The organism is Pseudomonas reactans, from assembly GCF_013387025.1.
Taxonomy (GTDB): Bacteria; Pseudomonadota; Gammaproteobacteria; order Pseudomonadales; family Pseudomonadaceae; genus Aquipseudomonas; species Aquipseudomonas reactans.
This window is the reverse complement of record NZ_JACAQP010000025.1, coordinates 2,109-17,427: the sequence shown is the minus strand read 5'-3', so window position 1 is coordinate 17,427 and position 15,319 is coordinate 2,109. Positions and strand designations below refer to the sequence as shown.

Sequence of the window (15,319 nt, the reverse complement as noted above, 5' to 3'; positions counted from 1 at the left end):
ACGGGCATGCCGTCAGATCACGTAGAAACCATGGGTGCCGTCGCGCGCCAGTTGGTCGACCAAGCCGAATTCCCAGTCCAGATAGGCCTGCATGGCTTCCTTGGGGTTGTCGGTGCCTTCGTACGGGCGGCGGTAGCGGTCGATGCGCGGTGAGGCCAACTGAGTTTCACCTTCTTCCAACGGCAGTTGCGCGTTGATCCAGCCAGTGGTGCCGTCCTGTAGCAGGAACACTTGCTTGCCGGTGATGGCTTCGACTTCGGCCACCGCCAGGCGCGCCAACTGGCTGCTGCCGCAGGTCAGCACGTAGCGTTGGGCGGCGGGCACCTTGGCCAGGGCCTGGGGCAGTTGCGCGCGCAGGGCCCACCAGGCACCGGGGATGTGGCGCTTGACGTAGTTGGCGCTGGCGGTGAAGTCCAGCACCACGGTGTCGCCATGGCCGAGCCAGTCGGCGAGGGTGTGCGGGCTGATCAGCTCGGCTTGGGCGGGCGTCGGAACCGGCGCAATCCAGGCGCCTTTCTCGCTGAAGTGCGCCGGTTCCAGGTTATCCAGCACGTGGACTTCCCAGCCCAGTTGCGCCAGCCAGGAGGCGGACATGTTGGCGCGCACACCGTCGTCATCCGCGAGTACCAGCCGTGCGCCACGCACACTGGCGACGTGGTCGGTTTCCTGCACCAACTGGCCGCCGGGCGTGGAGCGTGCGCCTGGCAGATGCCCGGCTTCAAATTCTTCCGGCGTGCGCACGTCGAACAGGTAGGTGGTACGCGTCGCTTCCTGCTGCCAGGCCTGCAGATCGACCAGGGTGGCGCGGCCTACGCGAGCCTTGTCGGCAACCCGGCGCGCATCGGCGGCGGCCACCTGGCGATGTTCTTCCGAGGTCGGTGCAAAGCGGCGTGACTGGCCGTGGGCGAGTGTCTGTCCGGCCAGGGTCCAGCCGATGGTGCCGTTGCGCAGTGCTGACACCGGGTTGGCCACGCCGGCATTGATCAGCGACTGGGTGCCGATAATGCTGCGGGTGCGCCCGGCGCAGTTGACGATGATGCGGGTGGCCGGGTCTGGCGCCAGCTCGCGGGCGCGCAACACCAACTCGGCACCGGGCACGCTGATGCCGGTGGGAATGCTCATGGTCTGGTATTCGTCGAAACGCCGCGCGTCGAGCACCACCACGTCGGCCTGGCTGTCGAGCAGGGCTTGTACTTCTTCGGCGGCCAGTGACGGTGTGTGCCGCTCGCTTTCCACCAGTTCACCAAACGCCTTGCTCGGCACGTTCACATCGATGAACAGCTCGCCACCGGCCTTGCGCCAACCGTCCAATCCGCCTTCGAGCAGGCTGACCTGGGTGTAGCCCAACGCAACCAGGCGCTGGGCAGCACGGGCCGCCAGGCCTTCGCCGTTGTCGTAGACGGTGACCTGGGTATCACGCCGTGGAATGCGCGAATACACCTCCAGCTCCAGTTTGGACAGCGGTATGTTCGCGGCGAACAGCGGGTGGGATTCGGCAAACGGCGCCTCTTCGCGCACGTCGATCAGGGCCACTTCTTGATGGTCCAACAGGGCCTGGCGAAGCTGGGCAAAGCTGCGGGTGGATACGGTGGTCATAGGGCAGGGCTCTTTTCTTTGGACAAATCCCAGATATTCGGGAGGAAGGCGTTGGAATAACCGGAGATAAACAGTTTCTCGCTGCCGTCGGGCTGGTACACCGCCCGGCGCACCGCACCGATATTGGCGCCGTACACATGGATGCTGATGGACACCTGGTCGCTGTGGGCATTGCTCACCTGGTGGATGTCGCCGACCTTGGGCGACACGGCTTCAACCTGGCCCGGCACCAACTGGATCGGTTTGCCTTCGGCCACCAGGCGGCCATCCGGCGCGCGCTCGAAGCCTTGGGAAAACTCCGCACCGCGCAGCATGCCGATCAGGCCCCACACTCGGTGGTCATGGATCGGCGTGCTTTGCCCCGGCCCCCACACAAAACTGACGATGCTGAAGCGCTGACGCGAGTCGGCATGCAGCAGAAATTGCTGATAGCGTTCAGGATCGGGCTGGGCGAACGCATCGGGCAGCCAGTCATCATGGCTGACCAGCTGCGCCAGTAGCTTGCCGCCACGGTGCAACAGGTCGCCTTCGCGTGGATTGCCGTCGATCAATTCCGCCAGGGCGCCGATGAAGGCTCTGAGTCTTTCGGGGTGCTTGGCCTGGGTCATGACAATTCCATGGTCGGTGGTGATGGGATTATCTAAGCATAATGTTTATAGTTAATATGCTATTTTTTAATGATTAGCTTATAGCTGAAGGTAATTTAGAACCGGTCTGAATAGCGTTAGACGTTATCGATCACAGCGTGGGCTATCCAGACAGCCTTCCTGCAACTATGCTTCGCACACATCTTAATGACTGTTCTCTATGTGCGGCCCAAATGAAAATTGACGATATCGATGCCTTTGTCGAAGTGATTCGTTGCCAGTCCATCAGCCATGCCGCCGAGTCGTTGCAACTGACTCAGCCAGCCATCACCCGCCGCGTGCAGAACTTCGAGCAGGCGCTGGGGGTGGAGCTGTTCGACCGCAACACCAAGCCCCTCAAGCCTACGCTGATCGGCACCCGCGTCTACGAGCAGTGCCGGCTGATCCTGCGCGAGATGGATGCCCTGCGTGAACTGGTGGCCACCGACGCTCCGCCCACTGGCGTGCTACGCCTGGGTGTGCCACAGACCATCGGTGATGTGGTGCTGCTCGATGCGCTCAAGCACCTGCGTACCGAATACCCGGACCTGCGGGCCCAGGTCGCCACCGGCTGGGGCAGCCAATTGGTCGGCAAGATCGAGCGCGGCGAGCTGGATGCGGCGGCGGCGTTGTTCCCGGCGGGCAAGATCTTTCCGGACAACATCATCGGCGAGTCCATCGGCAAGATGGAACTGGTGGTGGTCTGCGCCAAGGCTCAGTTGCCGAAGAAGCCCTGCAAGCTGGCGGATGTGTACCAGAACGGCTGGATTCTCAACCCGGACGGTTGCGGTTTCCGTGCGGGGTTGCAGCGGACCTTGTCCGATCAGGGGCTGGCATTACGGGTGAACCTGGAGACGTTTGGCACTGAGCTGCAATTGGGCTTGGTGGCGGATGGCCTCGGCCTTGGCCTGGTGCCCCGCCCGTTGCTGGAGCGCAGCGCCCATCGTGAGCAACTGGCGGTGATGCCGCTCAAGGACTTCAAGCCGGTGATGGACCTGTGGCTGATCTATCCGCACTTCCTGGGAAACCTGCAGGGGCCGGTGGATGCGTTTGGCAAGTGGGTCGCGGCCTCGTTGCACAAGATCAAGGATGCAGCTTGATATGAAAAAAAATAATAATTAGCTTAGATTAAAATGTGCTTTTTATTATTTTTTTGCATCACCTAGGCTTGCCTGGAAGTCCTTAAGGCCATCCAGGAAGTTTTGCCATGAGCAGCGTCACCTCGATTTCCAGCGTTTCCACCAATGTTCGCCAGCGCGTCACTCCGGAAGAATGGGAGGTGCGCGTCAAACTGGCCGCCGCCTATCGCCTGGCGGCCTTGTACAAGTGGACCGACCACATCTACACCCATTTCTCCGCCCGTGTACCGGGCCCGGACGAGCATTTCCTGATCAACGCCTTTGGCTTGTTGTTCGATGAAATCAGCGCGTCCAACCTGGTCAAGGTCGACCTTGATGGCACCATTGTCGACGACCCTACCGGCCTGGGCATCAACTACGCCGGCTATGTGATCCACAGCGCCATTCACGGCGCACGCCACGACCTGCAAGCGGTGCTGCACACCCACACCCGCGACGGTATCGCAGTGTCGGCGCAAAAAGACGGCCTGCTGCCGATTTCACAGCACTCCATTGGTTTCTCCGGGCGCGTGGCGTACCACGGGTATGAAGGCGTCGCCCTGGACCTGGACGAGCGCGAGCGCCTGGTCGCGGACCTGGGTGACAAGAGTGTGATGATCCTGCGTAACCATGGGTTGTTGACCGCAGGCGTCAGTGTTGAGCATGCGTTCCAGCAACTGCAGCAGTTGGAGCGTGCGTGCAATATCCAGGTCGCGGCGCAGGCGGCGGGGAATGCGGAGTTGATTTTCCCGCCGAGGGAGGTGGTGGAGAAGGTTGAGCAGCAGGCCAAGGTGTTTGCCAGTGGTGATGGGCCGGGTGTGGCGCGGCATTGGAATGCGTTGATCCGGCAGTTGGAGCGCAGTGATACCGACTACAAGGACTGATAGTGAATCCACTGATGATCTAAAACTGTGGGAGCTGGCTTGCCCGCGATAGCGTTGGTGAATTCACCACCGCTATCGCAGGCAAGCCAGCTCCCACATTGGTTTTGTGATGTGATTAAGCGACCTGTTTGGCCTGCTCGCGTTCAGCAATCAGCTGGCGAGTGAGGGGAATCAGGCGCTTGCCATAGTCGATGGCATCATTCAACGGATCAAACCCACGGATCAGGAACGTGGTGATCCCCAGATCGTAGTAATCCACCAGCGCTTCCGCGACTTGCTCCGCCGTGCCTACCAGCGAGGTGGAGTTACCCTGTGCACCGAGCAATCCCGCAATTCCGGTCCACAAACGCTTATCCAGCCGCGATCCCTGCGCCGCCGCCGCGAGCAGCCGGCGTGAGCCTTCATTCGGCGGTTCGCGCCGTACAAAGCCATTTTTTTCGGCCAGCTCGGTGGCCTGCTGCAAGATGCGCTCGGCCCGTGCCCATGCCAGTTCTTCAGTCTGGGCGAGGATCGGCCGCAACGACAAACTGAAGCGAATCGTACGCCCATGCTTGGCCGCTTCGGCACGCACCTGGGTCACGATTTCGCGCACTTGTTCGTAGGTTTCGCCCCACAAGGCGTAAACGTCGGCGTGCTTGCCCGCCACTTCGATCGCGGCTTTGGACGAGCCACCAAAATACAGCGGGATATGCGGCTGTTGCGGCGACTTCACTGTGGAGTGCGCGCCTTCGACCTGATAATAGGTGCCCTTGAAGTCGAAAGGCTGTTCGCTGGTCCATTCCTGGCGCACCACGCTCAGGTATTCATCGGTGCGGGCGTAGCGTTCGTCCTTGCCGATGTGGCTGCCGTCGGCGCGTAGTTCGCGGTCGTCGCCGCCGGTGATGATATGCACGGCCGTGCGCCCGCCGTTGAACACATCCAGGGTGGCGAACTGGCGCGCAGCCAAGGTGGGCTGGGCGAAACCGGGGCGATGGGCGATGAGGAATTGAAGTTTTTGAGTCACGCTGGCGGCGTGGGAGGCGATCAGCGTGCTGTCCGGGCTGTTGGAGTGAAAGGCCACCAGTGCGCGGTCGAAGCCGGCTTCTTCGTGGGCGCGGGCCACGGTCTCGACATAGTCGGGTTGCAGGGTGGGGCCGCTGCGCGGGTGGATTTCGGAAGCGTGATGGCCGCCAATATAGCCGATGAATTCGATGCTCATGGTCTGTCCTTGTGTCGTGCGTGAGTGACACCTCCACCGGGCAGGGGGTCGGTTATTCGCCTCCAAGGTAGGGGGCAGAGCCGGGACTGTAAAATGCCGATTGGTTCTAACCTAATTATTAAAATATTGAATCATGAGTTAGGCGATATATCAGTAATTTGCATTGGGGTCGCGCGCCGGCAGCGCCGGTCTCTGGGGCTTAAAGCCCCAGGCGTATCTCGGCACACAACCCACCTTGTGGTCGATTGCTCAGGGTCAGCGAACCGCCTATCGCCACGGCCAATTGCTGTGCAATCGCCAACCCCAGTCCGGTGCCGCCGGTGCCCCGATTGCGTGAACTTTCGACGCGGTAGAATGGCTGCATCACCTGAACCAGTTCGTCTTCGGCAATCCCCGGGCCACGATCCAATACCTTGATCGACAATTCCCCGTCCGCTGTCGAGCCCACTTCCAATTCGGCACTGCCTGCAAACTTCAACGCGTTGTCCACCAGATTCACCAGCACCCGGCGCAAGGCGTGGGGGCGTGTGTCGAACACGACGGCGCTTTTACCCGTGAGGCTGACCTGCTTGTGCATGTCCTGGTAGTCGAATACCAGGCTGTCGAGGAAGGCGTCGAGGTTGATTCGGTGGCTGGTCTCGGTCGCGCCGTGGACGCTGCGCGCATAGGCCACGCCTTCGCGCACCAGGTGTTCCATTTCGCCCAGGTCGCTCCAGAGTTTGTCGCGTTCGGCGCAATCTTCCATGAATTCGGCGCGCAGTTTCATGCGGGTGATCGGGGTTTGCAGGTCATGGGAAATCGCCGCCAGGATCTGCATGCGTTCCTTGAGGTACTCGGCGATGCGTTTTTGCATCTCGTTGAACGCGGCCGCGGCGTGGGCGACTTCAGTGGGCCCTTTTTCGTCCAACGGCGTGGGGTGGGCGTTGGGGTCGAGGGTTTCCACGGCGCGAGCCAGGCGGGTCAGTGGGCGGATGGCCAGGCGCACGGCGATCCAGGTGCAGCCCAGCAACAGTGCCAGTTGTAACACCAGCACCACCGGCAGCCAGTAGGCGACGGGCAGGGCGGCTGGGCGTACGTCGATCGTGATCGGGCTGCCATCGGCCAGGGTCAGGTGCGCCTGGAAGTGTTTCTGCATGCCCGGAATGTCGCGGAAGGTCAGCGCGTAGTGTTCGCCCAGCGCGTCTGCGATGGAGGTGGCGGCCATAGGCACATCATCGCTGCTCATCGGTGCGCCGGTCTCGCCGGCGTTCAGCAGGTAGCGGTAGTTCTGCCGGTCGAGGCGCGGCAACCAGCTGGCCCGTTCGTTGGCCGGCAGCCGGTCGAGGATTGCCACCGAGGTGGACACATCGTTTTCCAGGTTGCCCAGCATGGCAGTGCGCGCGCTGATATAGCGCTCGTAGAACTGCGCACTGAAGGACAAGCCATGGGCGCACAGCAGGCTGATCAGGAATATCAGCGAGAGTTGCGACGCCAGGGTGCGCGGCCAGCGAAACCTTAAGCTCATTGTTCGGCCCCGAGGATTTCCACCGGCAGCGAAAACACGTAGCCCTCGCTGCGCACGGTCTTGATGTAGGCCGGTTCGCGGGCATCATCCAGCAGGCGTTGGCGCAGGCGGCTCACCAGCAGGTCGATGGAGCGGTCGAACAGGTCGGCATCGCGGCCTTGGGTCAGGTTGAGCAACTGGTCGCGGTTGAGCACGCGTTGGGGGTGGTCGAGGAACACCCGCAGCAAGCGATATTCGGCACCGCTCAAGGCCACCAGGGTGTCGTCTTCGTCAAGCAGATGGCGTGCGGTGGTGTCCAGGCGCCAGCGGCCAAAGCGGATCAGCCGTCCGGTTTCGCTGACCACCAGGTTCGGCGGCAGCATCCGTGTACGGCGTAACACGGCGTTGATGCGTGCCAGCAGCTCACGAGCGGCGAAGGGTTTGACCAGGTAGTCGTCGGCGCCCATTTCCAGGCCGATGATGCGGTCGGTTTCATCGTTGCGCGCGGTGAGCATCAGTACCGGCGTGGCCTTGTGCTTGCCCACCCGCAGTTCGCGGCACAGCTGCAGGCCGTCGTCACCGGGCATCATGATGTCCAGCACGATCAGGTCCACGGGAGTGGTGTCGAGGAAGCTGCGCATCTGGCGGCCGTCGGCGACCACGGTGGTGCGCATGCCGTTTTTCTTCAGGTAGTTGCCCACCAGTTCGCGGATCTCCCGGTCGTCATCGACGATCAGGATGTGATCGACATGATCCATGCTGCCTTCCTCGTTAAATACTCATTGGAGCGCAGTCTAGCCATTGGCGACGCCCTTGCCTTGTACCCTTTGTATTGCAGTGTATCTGGCGATAAGGAGATACACGACGATGCAAAATGGCGGGTGCGACAGGCTATGTTCATCAGTCAAAGGGCGTGCGAAGCCTAGCCCAGCAGCGTTTCGAACAACCGCTGGACCTTTGCCTCATCACTGTGGGCCACGTTGAAACGCATCGAATCACGTTGCGCCGGGTCGTAGCCAAACAGCGCGCCGGGCGCCAGCACCATGCCCTGTTTTAATGCCGCCTGGGCCAACAGCTCGCCGTTGACCCCAGGCGGCAGGCGCGCCCAGATAAACATCCCGCCTTCGTAACCCATCGGCAGTTCACAGCCACAACGCTTGAGCCATTGCTCCACGCGTCCACCGGCTTCCATCAAGCGCTGCACCATGCGCTTGCGGTGCTTGGCGTAGCTGCCTTCGCTGAGCATGCGGTACACGACTTGCTCGAACAGTTCGGACGTCACGCCGCCGCTCATCAGCTTCATGTTGGTGAGGTTGGCCGCCAGTTGCGGCGCGGCCACCACGAAGCTGACGCGGGCGTTGGCGCTGAGGATCTTGGAAAAGCCCGACAGGTAGGTGACCTGGTCCAGGCCGGCGAGGGCGGCCAGGCGCGGTGGTGGGTTGGGGTGCAGGTCGCCGTAGAGGTCGTCCTCGACGATATGGCAGTGGTATTGCTGGGTCAGTTGCAGCAGGCGGAACGCCTGGCCGGGGCTGAAGGAGTGGCCGGTGGGGTTGTGCAACACGCTGGTGGTCAGGTACAGGCGGGGGCGATGCTCGGCCAGCAGGTGTTCGAGGGCCGCGAAATCAAAACCGTCGGGGCGCCGCGGGATCGTCACCACCTTGACCCCGTGCAGGGCCAGGTTGGCGTGGAAGTTGAAATAGCACGGTGTATCGAGCAGGACCGTATCGCCGGGACGTGCCAGCAGGCGCATCAGCATGTCCAGGCCTTGCACGGTGTTGGGGGTGGTGATGATTTGTTCCACCGACACCGACAGGCCCTCGCCATGCAGCTTCTGTTGCAGGGCCTGGCGCAACGGCAGCAACCCGGCCGGTGTGCCCAGGCTGGCGATGCGCAGTGACGGCGCCCGCACCACGCTGCGCAAGGTCTGGCGCAGGGCTTCGCTGTCCAGCCAGGTTTCTGGCAGGTGGCCGCCGCCAGGGCGCAGGTCGCCGTTGGCCGCGGCCAAAGGGCGGCGCAATACGCTGAGCAGGTCTTGAGGCAGCAGGTCCACCCAGTTCGCAGCGGGCGGACGTACGGTCTCCATCGCCACGAAATAACCACGGCCCTGGCTGGAGGTGAGCAGGTTGCGGCCGCGCAGGCGGTCGAGGGCCTCATTGAGGGTGAACTTGCTCACGCCCAGGGTCTCGGTCAGTTCGCGCACCGAGGGCAATTTGCTGCCGGGCGGCCATTCGCCGTTTTCGATGGCCTGGCTGAACGCCTCGACGATCTGTTGCACCTTGGGGGTGCCTTCTACAAAGGCGATGGCCGATACGAGCACGTGATTTCCTTATCTTTGCTGGTGATTTTACCGGTAAAGTCAGGGCGGATTAGGCATCACTTTACCTGCCTTGCGCAATGCTAGCTGCCTAGACTGCGGGCTCCATCCTCCAGGTCTGCGGCCATGACAAGTGCGTTAACCCTTTCTTCGTTCCTCTACTTCCTGCTGTTTTGCGCCACCATGACCTTCAGCCCCGGCCCCATGACCCTGCTGCTGTTGAGCCTGGGCGTGCGTGACGGGCTGCGCCGTTCGATCCCGGCGCAGATCGGCGCCAGTGTGGCGTACCTGATTTCGATCCTGATCTTTGCCGTGGGCTTTTCCGAGTTGATCAAGGGCTATCCGGTGATCACCCAGGGTATCCAGGTGGTCGGCGTGGCGTACATCCTGCACCTCGCGTACAAGCAGTGGACCAGCAGCGGCGTGGTGATCGAACGGATCGGCCACGTGGAAGCGGCGCGCAACCTGTTCGGCAAGGGCTTGCTGACCGGTTTTTCCAACCCCAAGACCCTCATCATGTTCAGCGCGGTATTCCCGCAGTTTGCCGGGGCCGGGGAGCACAGTTCGACGGTGGATATTGCCATCCTCGGGCTGACATTCCTGTTGCTGCAATTCGCCAGCGGCTGCCTGTATTGCTACTTCGGCCAGCGCATCAAGCACGTGCTGGAAAACCCCAAGCGCCGTGTGATGTTGCAGCGGATCACGGCCCTGTTGCTGTTAGGCGTAGCACTGATGCTGGCGCGGGGTTTTGCCCACTGAGTAGTGAGCTTATGAGCGGTAGTGGCGATCTGCCGTTGCCCTGTTAGACTCCAGGCATTCCTCCAGGATCTCACCCCACCATGTCAGCTGCAGAAGGCACCGGACTTCCGCTCGCTTCACGGCTGTACAAATCCCGTACCCTCGGGCTGACGCTCGGTTTTGTCTGTGTGGTGTTCGGGATGTATTCCCTGGAGCCCGCGTGGTGGGTGTGGGCCTGGATGGTGATCAACGCCTTTGCCTGGCCGCATCTGGCTTTTCAGTTGACGCTGCGCAGCGTCAACGCCTTGCGCAGTGAACGACGCAACCTGTTGTTCGATTCCTTTTGCGGTGGGTTCTGGGTCGGTGCGATGCACTTCAACCCGCTGCCCAGCGTCACCACCCTGTCGATGATGACGATGAACAACGTGGCCATCGGCGGTCCGCGCTTCATGCTGGCAGGGTGGGTGGCGCAGGCGCTGGGTATTGGCACTGCGTTGCTGATCTTTGCGCCCGCATTCATCGCCGTCACCTCTCAGGCACAGCTCTACGCCTGCTTGCCGATTCTGATGCTGTATCCGCTGGCATTGGGCTGGATCTGCTACCGCCAGGCGGTGACGCTCGCGCGGCACAAACGTGAGTTGCTGGCGCTGAGCCGCACCGACAGCCTGTCCGGCCTGCTCAACCACGGTGCCTGGAAAGACCACCTGGAAATCGAATTCCAACGCTGCCGCCGAGGACCTGCCGGCGCCGCCATCGCGTTGATCGACATCGACCACTTCAAGACCATCAACGATACCTACGGCCATGTCACCGGCGATATCGTCCTGCGCCAGCTCAGCAAAGTGCTGCGTCAGAACCTGCGCGCCACCGACCTGGCCGGGCGTTACGGTGGCGACGAGTTCTGCGTGATCCTGCCGGACATGCCACTCAACCGCGCCACCGAAGTGATGGACGCCCTGCGCGACCGTTTCAACGCCCTGGCCTACGCCCAGGACCCGACCTTGCGCGCCAGCTTGAGCATCGGCCTGGCGCCGTACCAACCGAGCCATGCGGATTCGACAAGCTGGCTGAATGACGCCGACCAGGCGTTGTATGAGGCCAAGAGCAGCGGGCGCAACCGCGTCAGCTCGGTACAGGGGAGTTGGTTGCGATCGATCTAGTGGAGTAGGGTGTGGCGGCACCTTTCAACAAAAACAAGGATCGGTTCATGCTCTTCACCTTCCCCCGTACCCTCCTGGCCGCCACCCTGGCCCTGTCCTTCGCCCTGCCGGCCTATAGCGCCGAACCCCATAAACAGATCCAGGCGCAATCCGAACAGTACAAGGCCGAGGCCCTGAAACTGCTGGAGCGTCTGGTGAATATCGACTCGGGCTCAGGCTATGAGCCGGGCCTGACCCAAGTGCGCGACATTGCCGTGGATGAGCTGAAACAGCTGGGTTTCTCTATCGAGCTGGTGCCGGACAAAGCGGCCAACAACAGCCACGTGGTCGCCACCCTCAAGGGCACCGGCAAAGCCAAGATCCTGCTGATGGCCCACATGGACACAGTGTTCAAGGAAGGTTCGGCTGCCAAGCGTCCGTTCCATATCAAGGACGGCCGCGCCTACGGTCCTGGCGTGATGGATGACAAGGGCGGCATCGTCGCTGGCATCTATGCGCTCAAAGTCCTCAAAGACCAGGGCTTCAAGGACTACGCGCAGATCACCTTCCTGCTCGACGCCAGCGAAGAAACCGGCTCCGACGCCGCCTCCGACCTCATCCGCAAAACCGCCAAGGGCCACGACGTGACCCTCAACCTCGAACCCGGCCGCCCCGCCGACGGCCTCGTGGTGTGGCGCAAAGGGAGCGCCACCGCCGTGGTCGAAGTCAAAGGCAAAGCCGCCCACGCCGGCGTCGCCCCGGAACTTGGCCGCAACGCCGCCATGGAGGCCGCGCACCAGATTCTGCAGCTGGGCAAGCTAGGGGATGAGGAGAAGAAAACCACCATCAACTTTACGGTGATCAAGGCGGGGGATCGTACCAACGTCATTCCTGACCAGGCCACTGCGAAGGCCGACGTGCGTGCGGCATTGCCGGAAGAGTTTGATCGCATCGAGAAAGACCTGGCGCGGGTCTCGGCGAACAAGCTGATCCCGGAGGCCGAAGTGAAGACCAGCCTGCAGCGTGGGTTGCCACCGATGCCGCAAACGCCGGAATCGGACAAGTTGGTCGCGATTGCCCAGGGGATTTACGCGGAGTTGGGTAAGACGCTGACCATTGAAGGCAGCGGCGGGGCGGCGGATGCGAGCCTGTCGGCTGGGGTGGGGACGCCGACGTTGGATGGGTTTGGGATTGTTGGCGGGAATATTCATACGCCGGAGGAATATGCGGAGGTGGAGAGTGTGGTGCCGCGGGTTTATTTGCTGAGTCGGATGATTATGGAGTTGTCGAAGCGATGATTTGAGTGGTGTACTCGCTTGTCCTTTTTGAGCGAGATATTTTGTGGTGAGCAAATTTCCTGTGGCGAGCGAGCTTGCTCGCGTTGGGCTGCGTAGCAGCCCTAAAACTTGCGATGCGGTTCTGGCTGAATAGTCGGGTTGTGAGGATTGGGGCCGCTGCGCGCCCCAGCGCAAGCAAGTTTGCTCGCTACAGGGGTGGTGTTATCAAGTTAGCTGGTCTTCGAGGATGGCTATTTAAGGTAGTGCAATTCATTTCTTTCGTTTATTTGACCATTTTTTATTCTTACGATTCGGTCTCGTTGCGGTAACTCTTGAGACGTTCAAGTAGTACTGCCATGAACGCTCTTTTGTTAATTATGTCGTCTTCGAAGTATGTATCAAATAGATAAAAGACAGATTCGAAATTCTCGTCTTTCGACAGGTAGTGTTCAATAGTTTCTATGAACCATATTTGCTCATCCTCTGTATATGAGAGAAATTCTGGCTTGGTTAAAATATCGAATAGTTCTGAAAGTTCAGTCTCGTTATTTGCATTTTTTGAAACTATAATTTCTTCTCTTTCTAGGTTTTTGGTGTTTTCTGTGCTGTAAGTAAATAAAAAACCTTGCAGTATCGAGAGGCTTGGTTTTCTTTTCATCTGTCGAGCTCCGAAGAAGCGATGCCGATTTGCCTAAAACATTCCCACTGCCTGGAGTGTAGGCGCTGCGTGGCCCAGCGCGAGCAAGTCAGCTCGATACAGAGGGGCGTTTCAGACAGGGTTTTCTTGTTTAACTAAGTAATTATCGAATTTCACGATAATGTGATTCAGCCAGGATAATCCTGAAGCCCATTGACTGGGGTAGTAGTAATAACAATGTTGCTTGTGCAGTAAATTCTTTTGAAGGGTAGGCTCGTCTATATAGTCATTTATCAATTCTAGTATTTCTTTTTTTACAATTGTTATTGTGGCTCTTGAAGAATCAAGCAGGAAGGCGTCTATCACTTCGTCGGCTGTCGAATGTTCTATTGTCCAGTCCTGATTAAAGTAAGCGCCGAAAAATTGCTGCAGCTCTGTCAATGGAGTTTTCATTTTTCCGGGTATCCTGTCAGTAATAGATAGCCATCTGGCATGTTGGGTCTTCTCTTCAGAACTAGAATGAGGTTGTAAACAGGCTCAGGCGTTTCAGTGCCTCTAATAATACTCACGCCAACAGGCTGTCTAGAGTTGTCGTTGATTATATGTTTTTCCTTGTCTCCTTCTAAAAACTCTATAATTTCGTTCCGGTGATTGTTCAAGCTCCCAGACACAATGGCTTCTGCTTCTTCTAGATTTTTGAAGGTTGATGCCGCGGGAATATGCGGCTCCAGATTAAGCCTTGCAATCAGTTGTGCTTCCGTCTGCGCAACATGCTTTCGAATCAAGTGCCCGCCTGCATTTTCATGTGCATCTAGTATGCCGCCAGGGCAATTTCCAACCTTACAGCTTAACCCTAGCGGATCTACCCACGCGATCGGATTGGTTACGTACTGATATCTGTTGATCCCACCCGCCAACTTCACCGGATCCGGCGTCAGGTAGCGACCAATATCCGGATTGTAGTAGCGATGGCGGTTGTAGTGCAGCCCGCTTTCCTGATCGAAATATTGGCCCTGGAAGCGCAGCGGGTTGTCGATTTTTCCTATGTCAAGGCGGCTGATTTCGCCGTAGGCGCGATAGTGTGCGGACCAGACGATCTCGCCATCGGCAGCGGTGAGTTCCTGCGGCGTACCGAGGTGGTCGAGTTGGTAGTGGTAGGCGTTGGTTTCCTTTGGACCGAAGCCTTCCAGCAGTGCCAGCGGGCGGAAGGTGTCCGGTTCGTAGAGATAACTGCGGTGGCGCTCCGCGTGGTGTTCGGCGATGAGTTTGTCGCCCTGCCAAAAAAACTCTGTAGTGATGCCATTCACGGTTTTGCTGATGCGACGCCCAAATGGGTCGTAGCAATAGCTGGCAGTCTGGCCGTTGGGTTTTTTAATGCCGATCAGGCGGTGCTGGCAGTCGTAGCTGTATTCAGTAACGAGTTGATGGCCTTTGCCACGCCGTTCGCGGATAAGGTTGCCGAAGGCGTCGTAGTCGTAATGGTGGTCGCCTTGGATCATCAGGCGGTTGCCGGCCACGATGTCGGGGCCGGGGCGGTTTTGCATGAGCAGGTTGCCAGCCGGGTCGTGGCCGAAGCGTTCTTGCTCGCCTTGGGAGTGGTTGGCGCGGGTGAGGCGGTTTAGCGGGTCGTAGTGGTAGTGGTGGTCGCCTTTGTGGGTGTCGAGCAAGCGGGTGAGGTTGCCGGATTTGTCGTAGTCGTACTGGCGTTGGTAGAGGGTGTGTTGCTGTTGGGTAACGGCGTGGGCGTGAAGGCGTTGTTGATCGTCGTAGTGGTAGTGGCTGATCAGTTGGCCTTGTTGGCGTTGGAGTTCCTGTCCGGCTTTGAACAGGTGAGAAGTAAGGGTTTCACCGTTCAGTTCGACGGTGGCGAGGTGGCCGCCTTTGGTGTGGTTGTACACCACTCGGTTGTTATCCGGCAGGCGTAGGTTTTGAAGTTGACCGCAGGCGTTGTAGCCATAGCGCAAGGTGCCCCAGCCTTGGTGTTCAGCGGTGAGGCGGTTTTGGCTGTCGTACTCGTAGGCCAACGCCCAGTGGCCATCTTCGACGCTTAAGAGATTGCCCTGACGGTCGTAGCCGTAATCGACCCGGTTGCCATCAGGCAGGGTTTTTCTTACGAGACGTCCGGCATAGTCGCGCTCGTAGCGGGTAACTAGCTGACTGCCGTCATCACCGTGTTCGGTCTTTTCTTGCAGGTTGCCATTGAGGTCGTAGAGGTAAGCTGTGCGCTGGCCGTCAAAGCCGGCTTCCTGCTGGATCAGCCCGTTGGCGTGATACTGGAGCCGGTAGGTTTCGCCCACCTCATTTTCGAT

13 protein-coding genes are annotated in these 15,319 nt (G+C 59.8%); 5 read left to right on the top strand and 8 right to left on the bottom strand.

Translation table 11 applies throughout. The features are described from left to right. Positions 1-12 precede the first annotated feature (12 nt). Positions 13-1,596, bottom strand: coding sequence for a rhodanese-related sulfurtransferase (locus HX793_RS21640; protein ID WP_177095930.1), 1,584 nt, complete (start codon positions 1,594-1,596; stop codon positions 13-15). Then, positions 1,593-2,204, bottom strand: coding sequence for a cysteine dioxygenase family protein (locus tag HX793_RS21635; RefSeq protein WP_033897171.1), 612 nt, complete (start codon positions 2,202-2,204; stop codon positions 1,593-1,595). Before HX793_RS21635 ends, HX793_RS21640 begins: the two co-directional genes overlap by 4 nt. Before the next feature lie 212 nt (positions 2,205-2,416). Between HX793_RS21635 and HX793_RS21630 the strand changes: the two genes are divergently transcribed. Both HX793_RS21630 and HX793_RS21625 read left to right on the top strand, forming a co-directional pair. Then, a complete protein-coding gene (locus HX793_RS21630; RefSeq protein ID WP_016980074.1) occupies positions 2,417-3,322 on the top strand; it encodes a LysR family transcriptional regulator in 906 nt (301 codons plus the stop codon). Positions 3,323-3,429: 107 nt separating this feature from the next. After that, complete coding sequence (locus tag HX793_RS21625; RefSeq protein ID WP_016980073.1) at positions 3,430-4,224, top strand: class II aldolase/adducin family protein; 795 nt, start codon at positions 3,430-3,432, stop codon at positions 4,222-4,224. A gap of 115 nt (positions 4,225-4,339) precedes the next feature. Here HX793_RS21625 and HX793_RS21620 read toward each other — a convergent pair whose 3' ends face one another. The 4 genes from HX793_RS21620 to HX793_RS21605 all read right to left on the bottom strand — a co-directional run bounded on the left by HX793_RS21620 (position 4,340) and on the right by HX793_RS21605 (position 9,222). Next, entirely contained in the window at positions 4,340-5,422 is a 1,083-nt protein-coding gene (locus tag HX793_RS21620) for an LLM class flavin-dependent oxidoreductase (RefSeq protein ID WP_177052418.1), read from the bottom strand. A gap of 199 nt (positions 5,423-5,621) precedes the next feature. Further along, positions 5,622-6,926: an ATP-binding protein gene (locus tag HX793_RS21615; protein WP_177052419.1), complete on the bottom strand. Its 1,305-nt coding sequence runs from the start codon at positions 6,924-6,926 to the stop codon at positions 5,622-5,624. Beyond that, entirely contained in the window at positions 6,923-7,663 is a 741-nt protein-coding gene (locus HX793_RS21610; RefSeq protein WP_028616631.1) for a response regulator, read from the bottom strand. The genes HX793_RS21615 and HX793_RS21610 overlap by 4 nt, the downstream gene beginning before the upstream one ends. Positions 7,664-7,827: 164 nt before the next feature. Further along, complete coding sequence (locus tag HX793_RS21605; RefSeq protein WP_177052420.1) at positions 7,828-9,222, bottom strand: aminotransferase-like domain-containing protein; 1,395 nt, start codon at positions 9,220-9,222, stop codon at positions 7,828-7,830. Positions 9,223-9,345: 123 nt separating this feature from the next. Between HX793_RS21605 and HX793_RS21600 the strand changes: the two genes are divergently transcribed. From HX793_RS21600 to HX793_RS21590, 3 genes are all read left to right on the top strand, one after another. Then, the gene (locus HX793_RS21600) at positions 9,346-9,978 is read left to right on the top strand and encodes a LysE family translocator (RefSeq protein ID WP_016980068.1); all 633 of its coding nucleotides are present in this window, start codon (positions 9,346-9,348) and stop codon (positions 9,976-9,978) included. Positions 9,979-10,058: 80 nt separating this feature from the next. Next, the gene (locus HX793_RS21595; RefSeq protein WP_177095928.1) at positions 10,059-11,117 is read left to right on the top strand and encodes a diguanylate cyclase; all 1,059 of its coding nucleotides are present in this window, start codon (positions 10,059-10,061) and stop codon (positions 11,115-11,117) included. Positions 11,118-11,164: 47 nt separating this feature from the next. Next, on the top strand, positions 11,165-12,394 hold the full coding sequence (locus tag HX793_RS21590) for a M20/M25/M40 family metallo-hydrolase (protein WP_177052422.1): 1,230 nt from the start codon (positions 11,165-11,167) through the stop codon (positions 12,392-12,394). 748 nt (positions 12,395-13,142) lie between these two features. On the opposite strand, the gene HX793_RS21585 is transcribed toward HX793_RS21590, so the two are convergent. Together HX793_RS21585 and HX793_RS31390 are read right to left on the bottom strand one after the other, a co-directional pair. Then, positions 13,143-13,463: a contact-dependent growth inhibition system immunity protein gene (locus tag HX793_RS21585; protein ID WP_177052423.1), complete on the bottom strand. Its 321-nt coding sequence runs from the start codon at positions 13,461-13,463 to the stop codon at positions 13,143-13,145. Next, positions 13,460-15,319: RHS repeat-associated core domain-containing protein (locus HX793_RS31390; RefSeq protein WP_256733901.1), on the bottom strand; the 1,860-nt coding region annotated here is incomplete at its 5' end. The genes HX793_RS31390 and HX793_RS21585, both read right to left, overlap by 4 nt.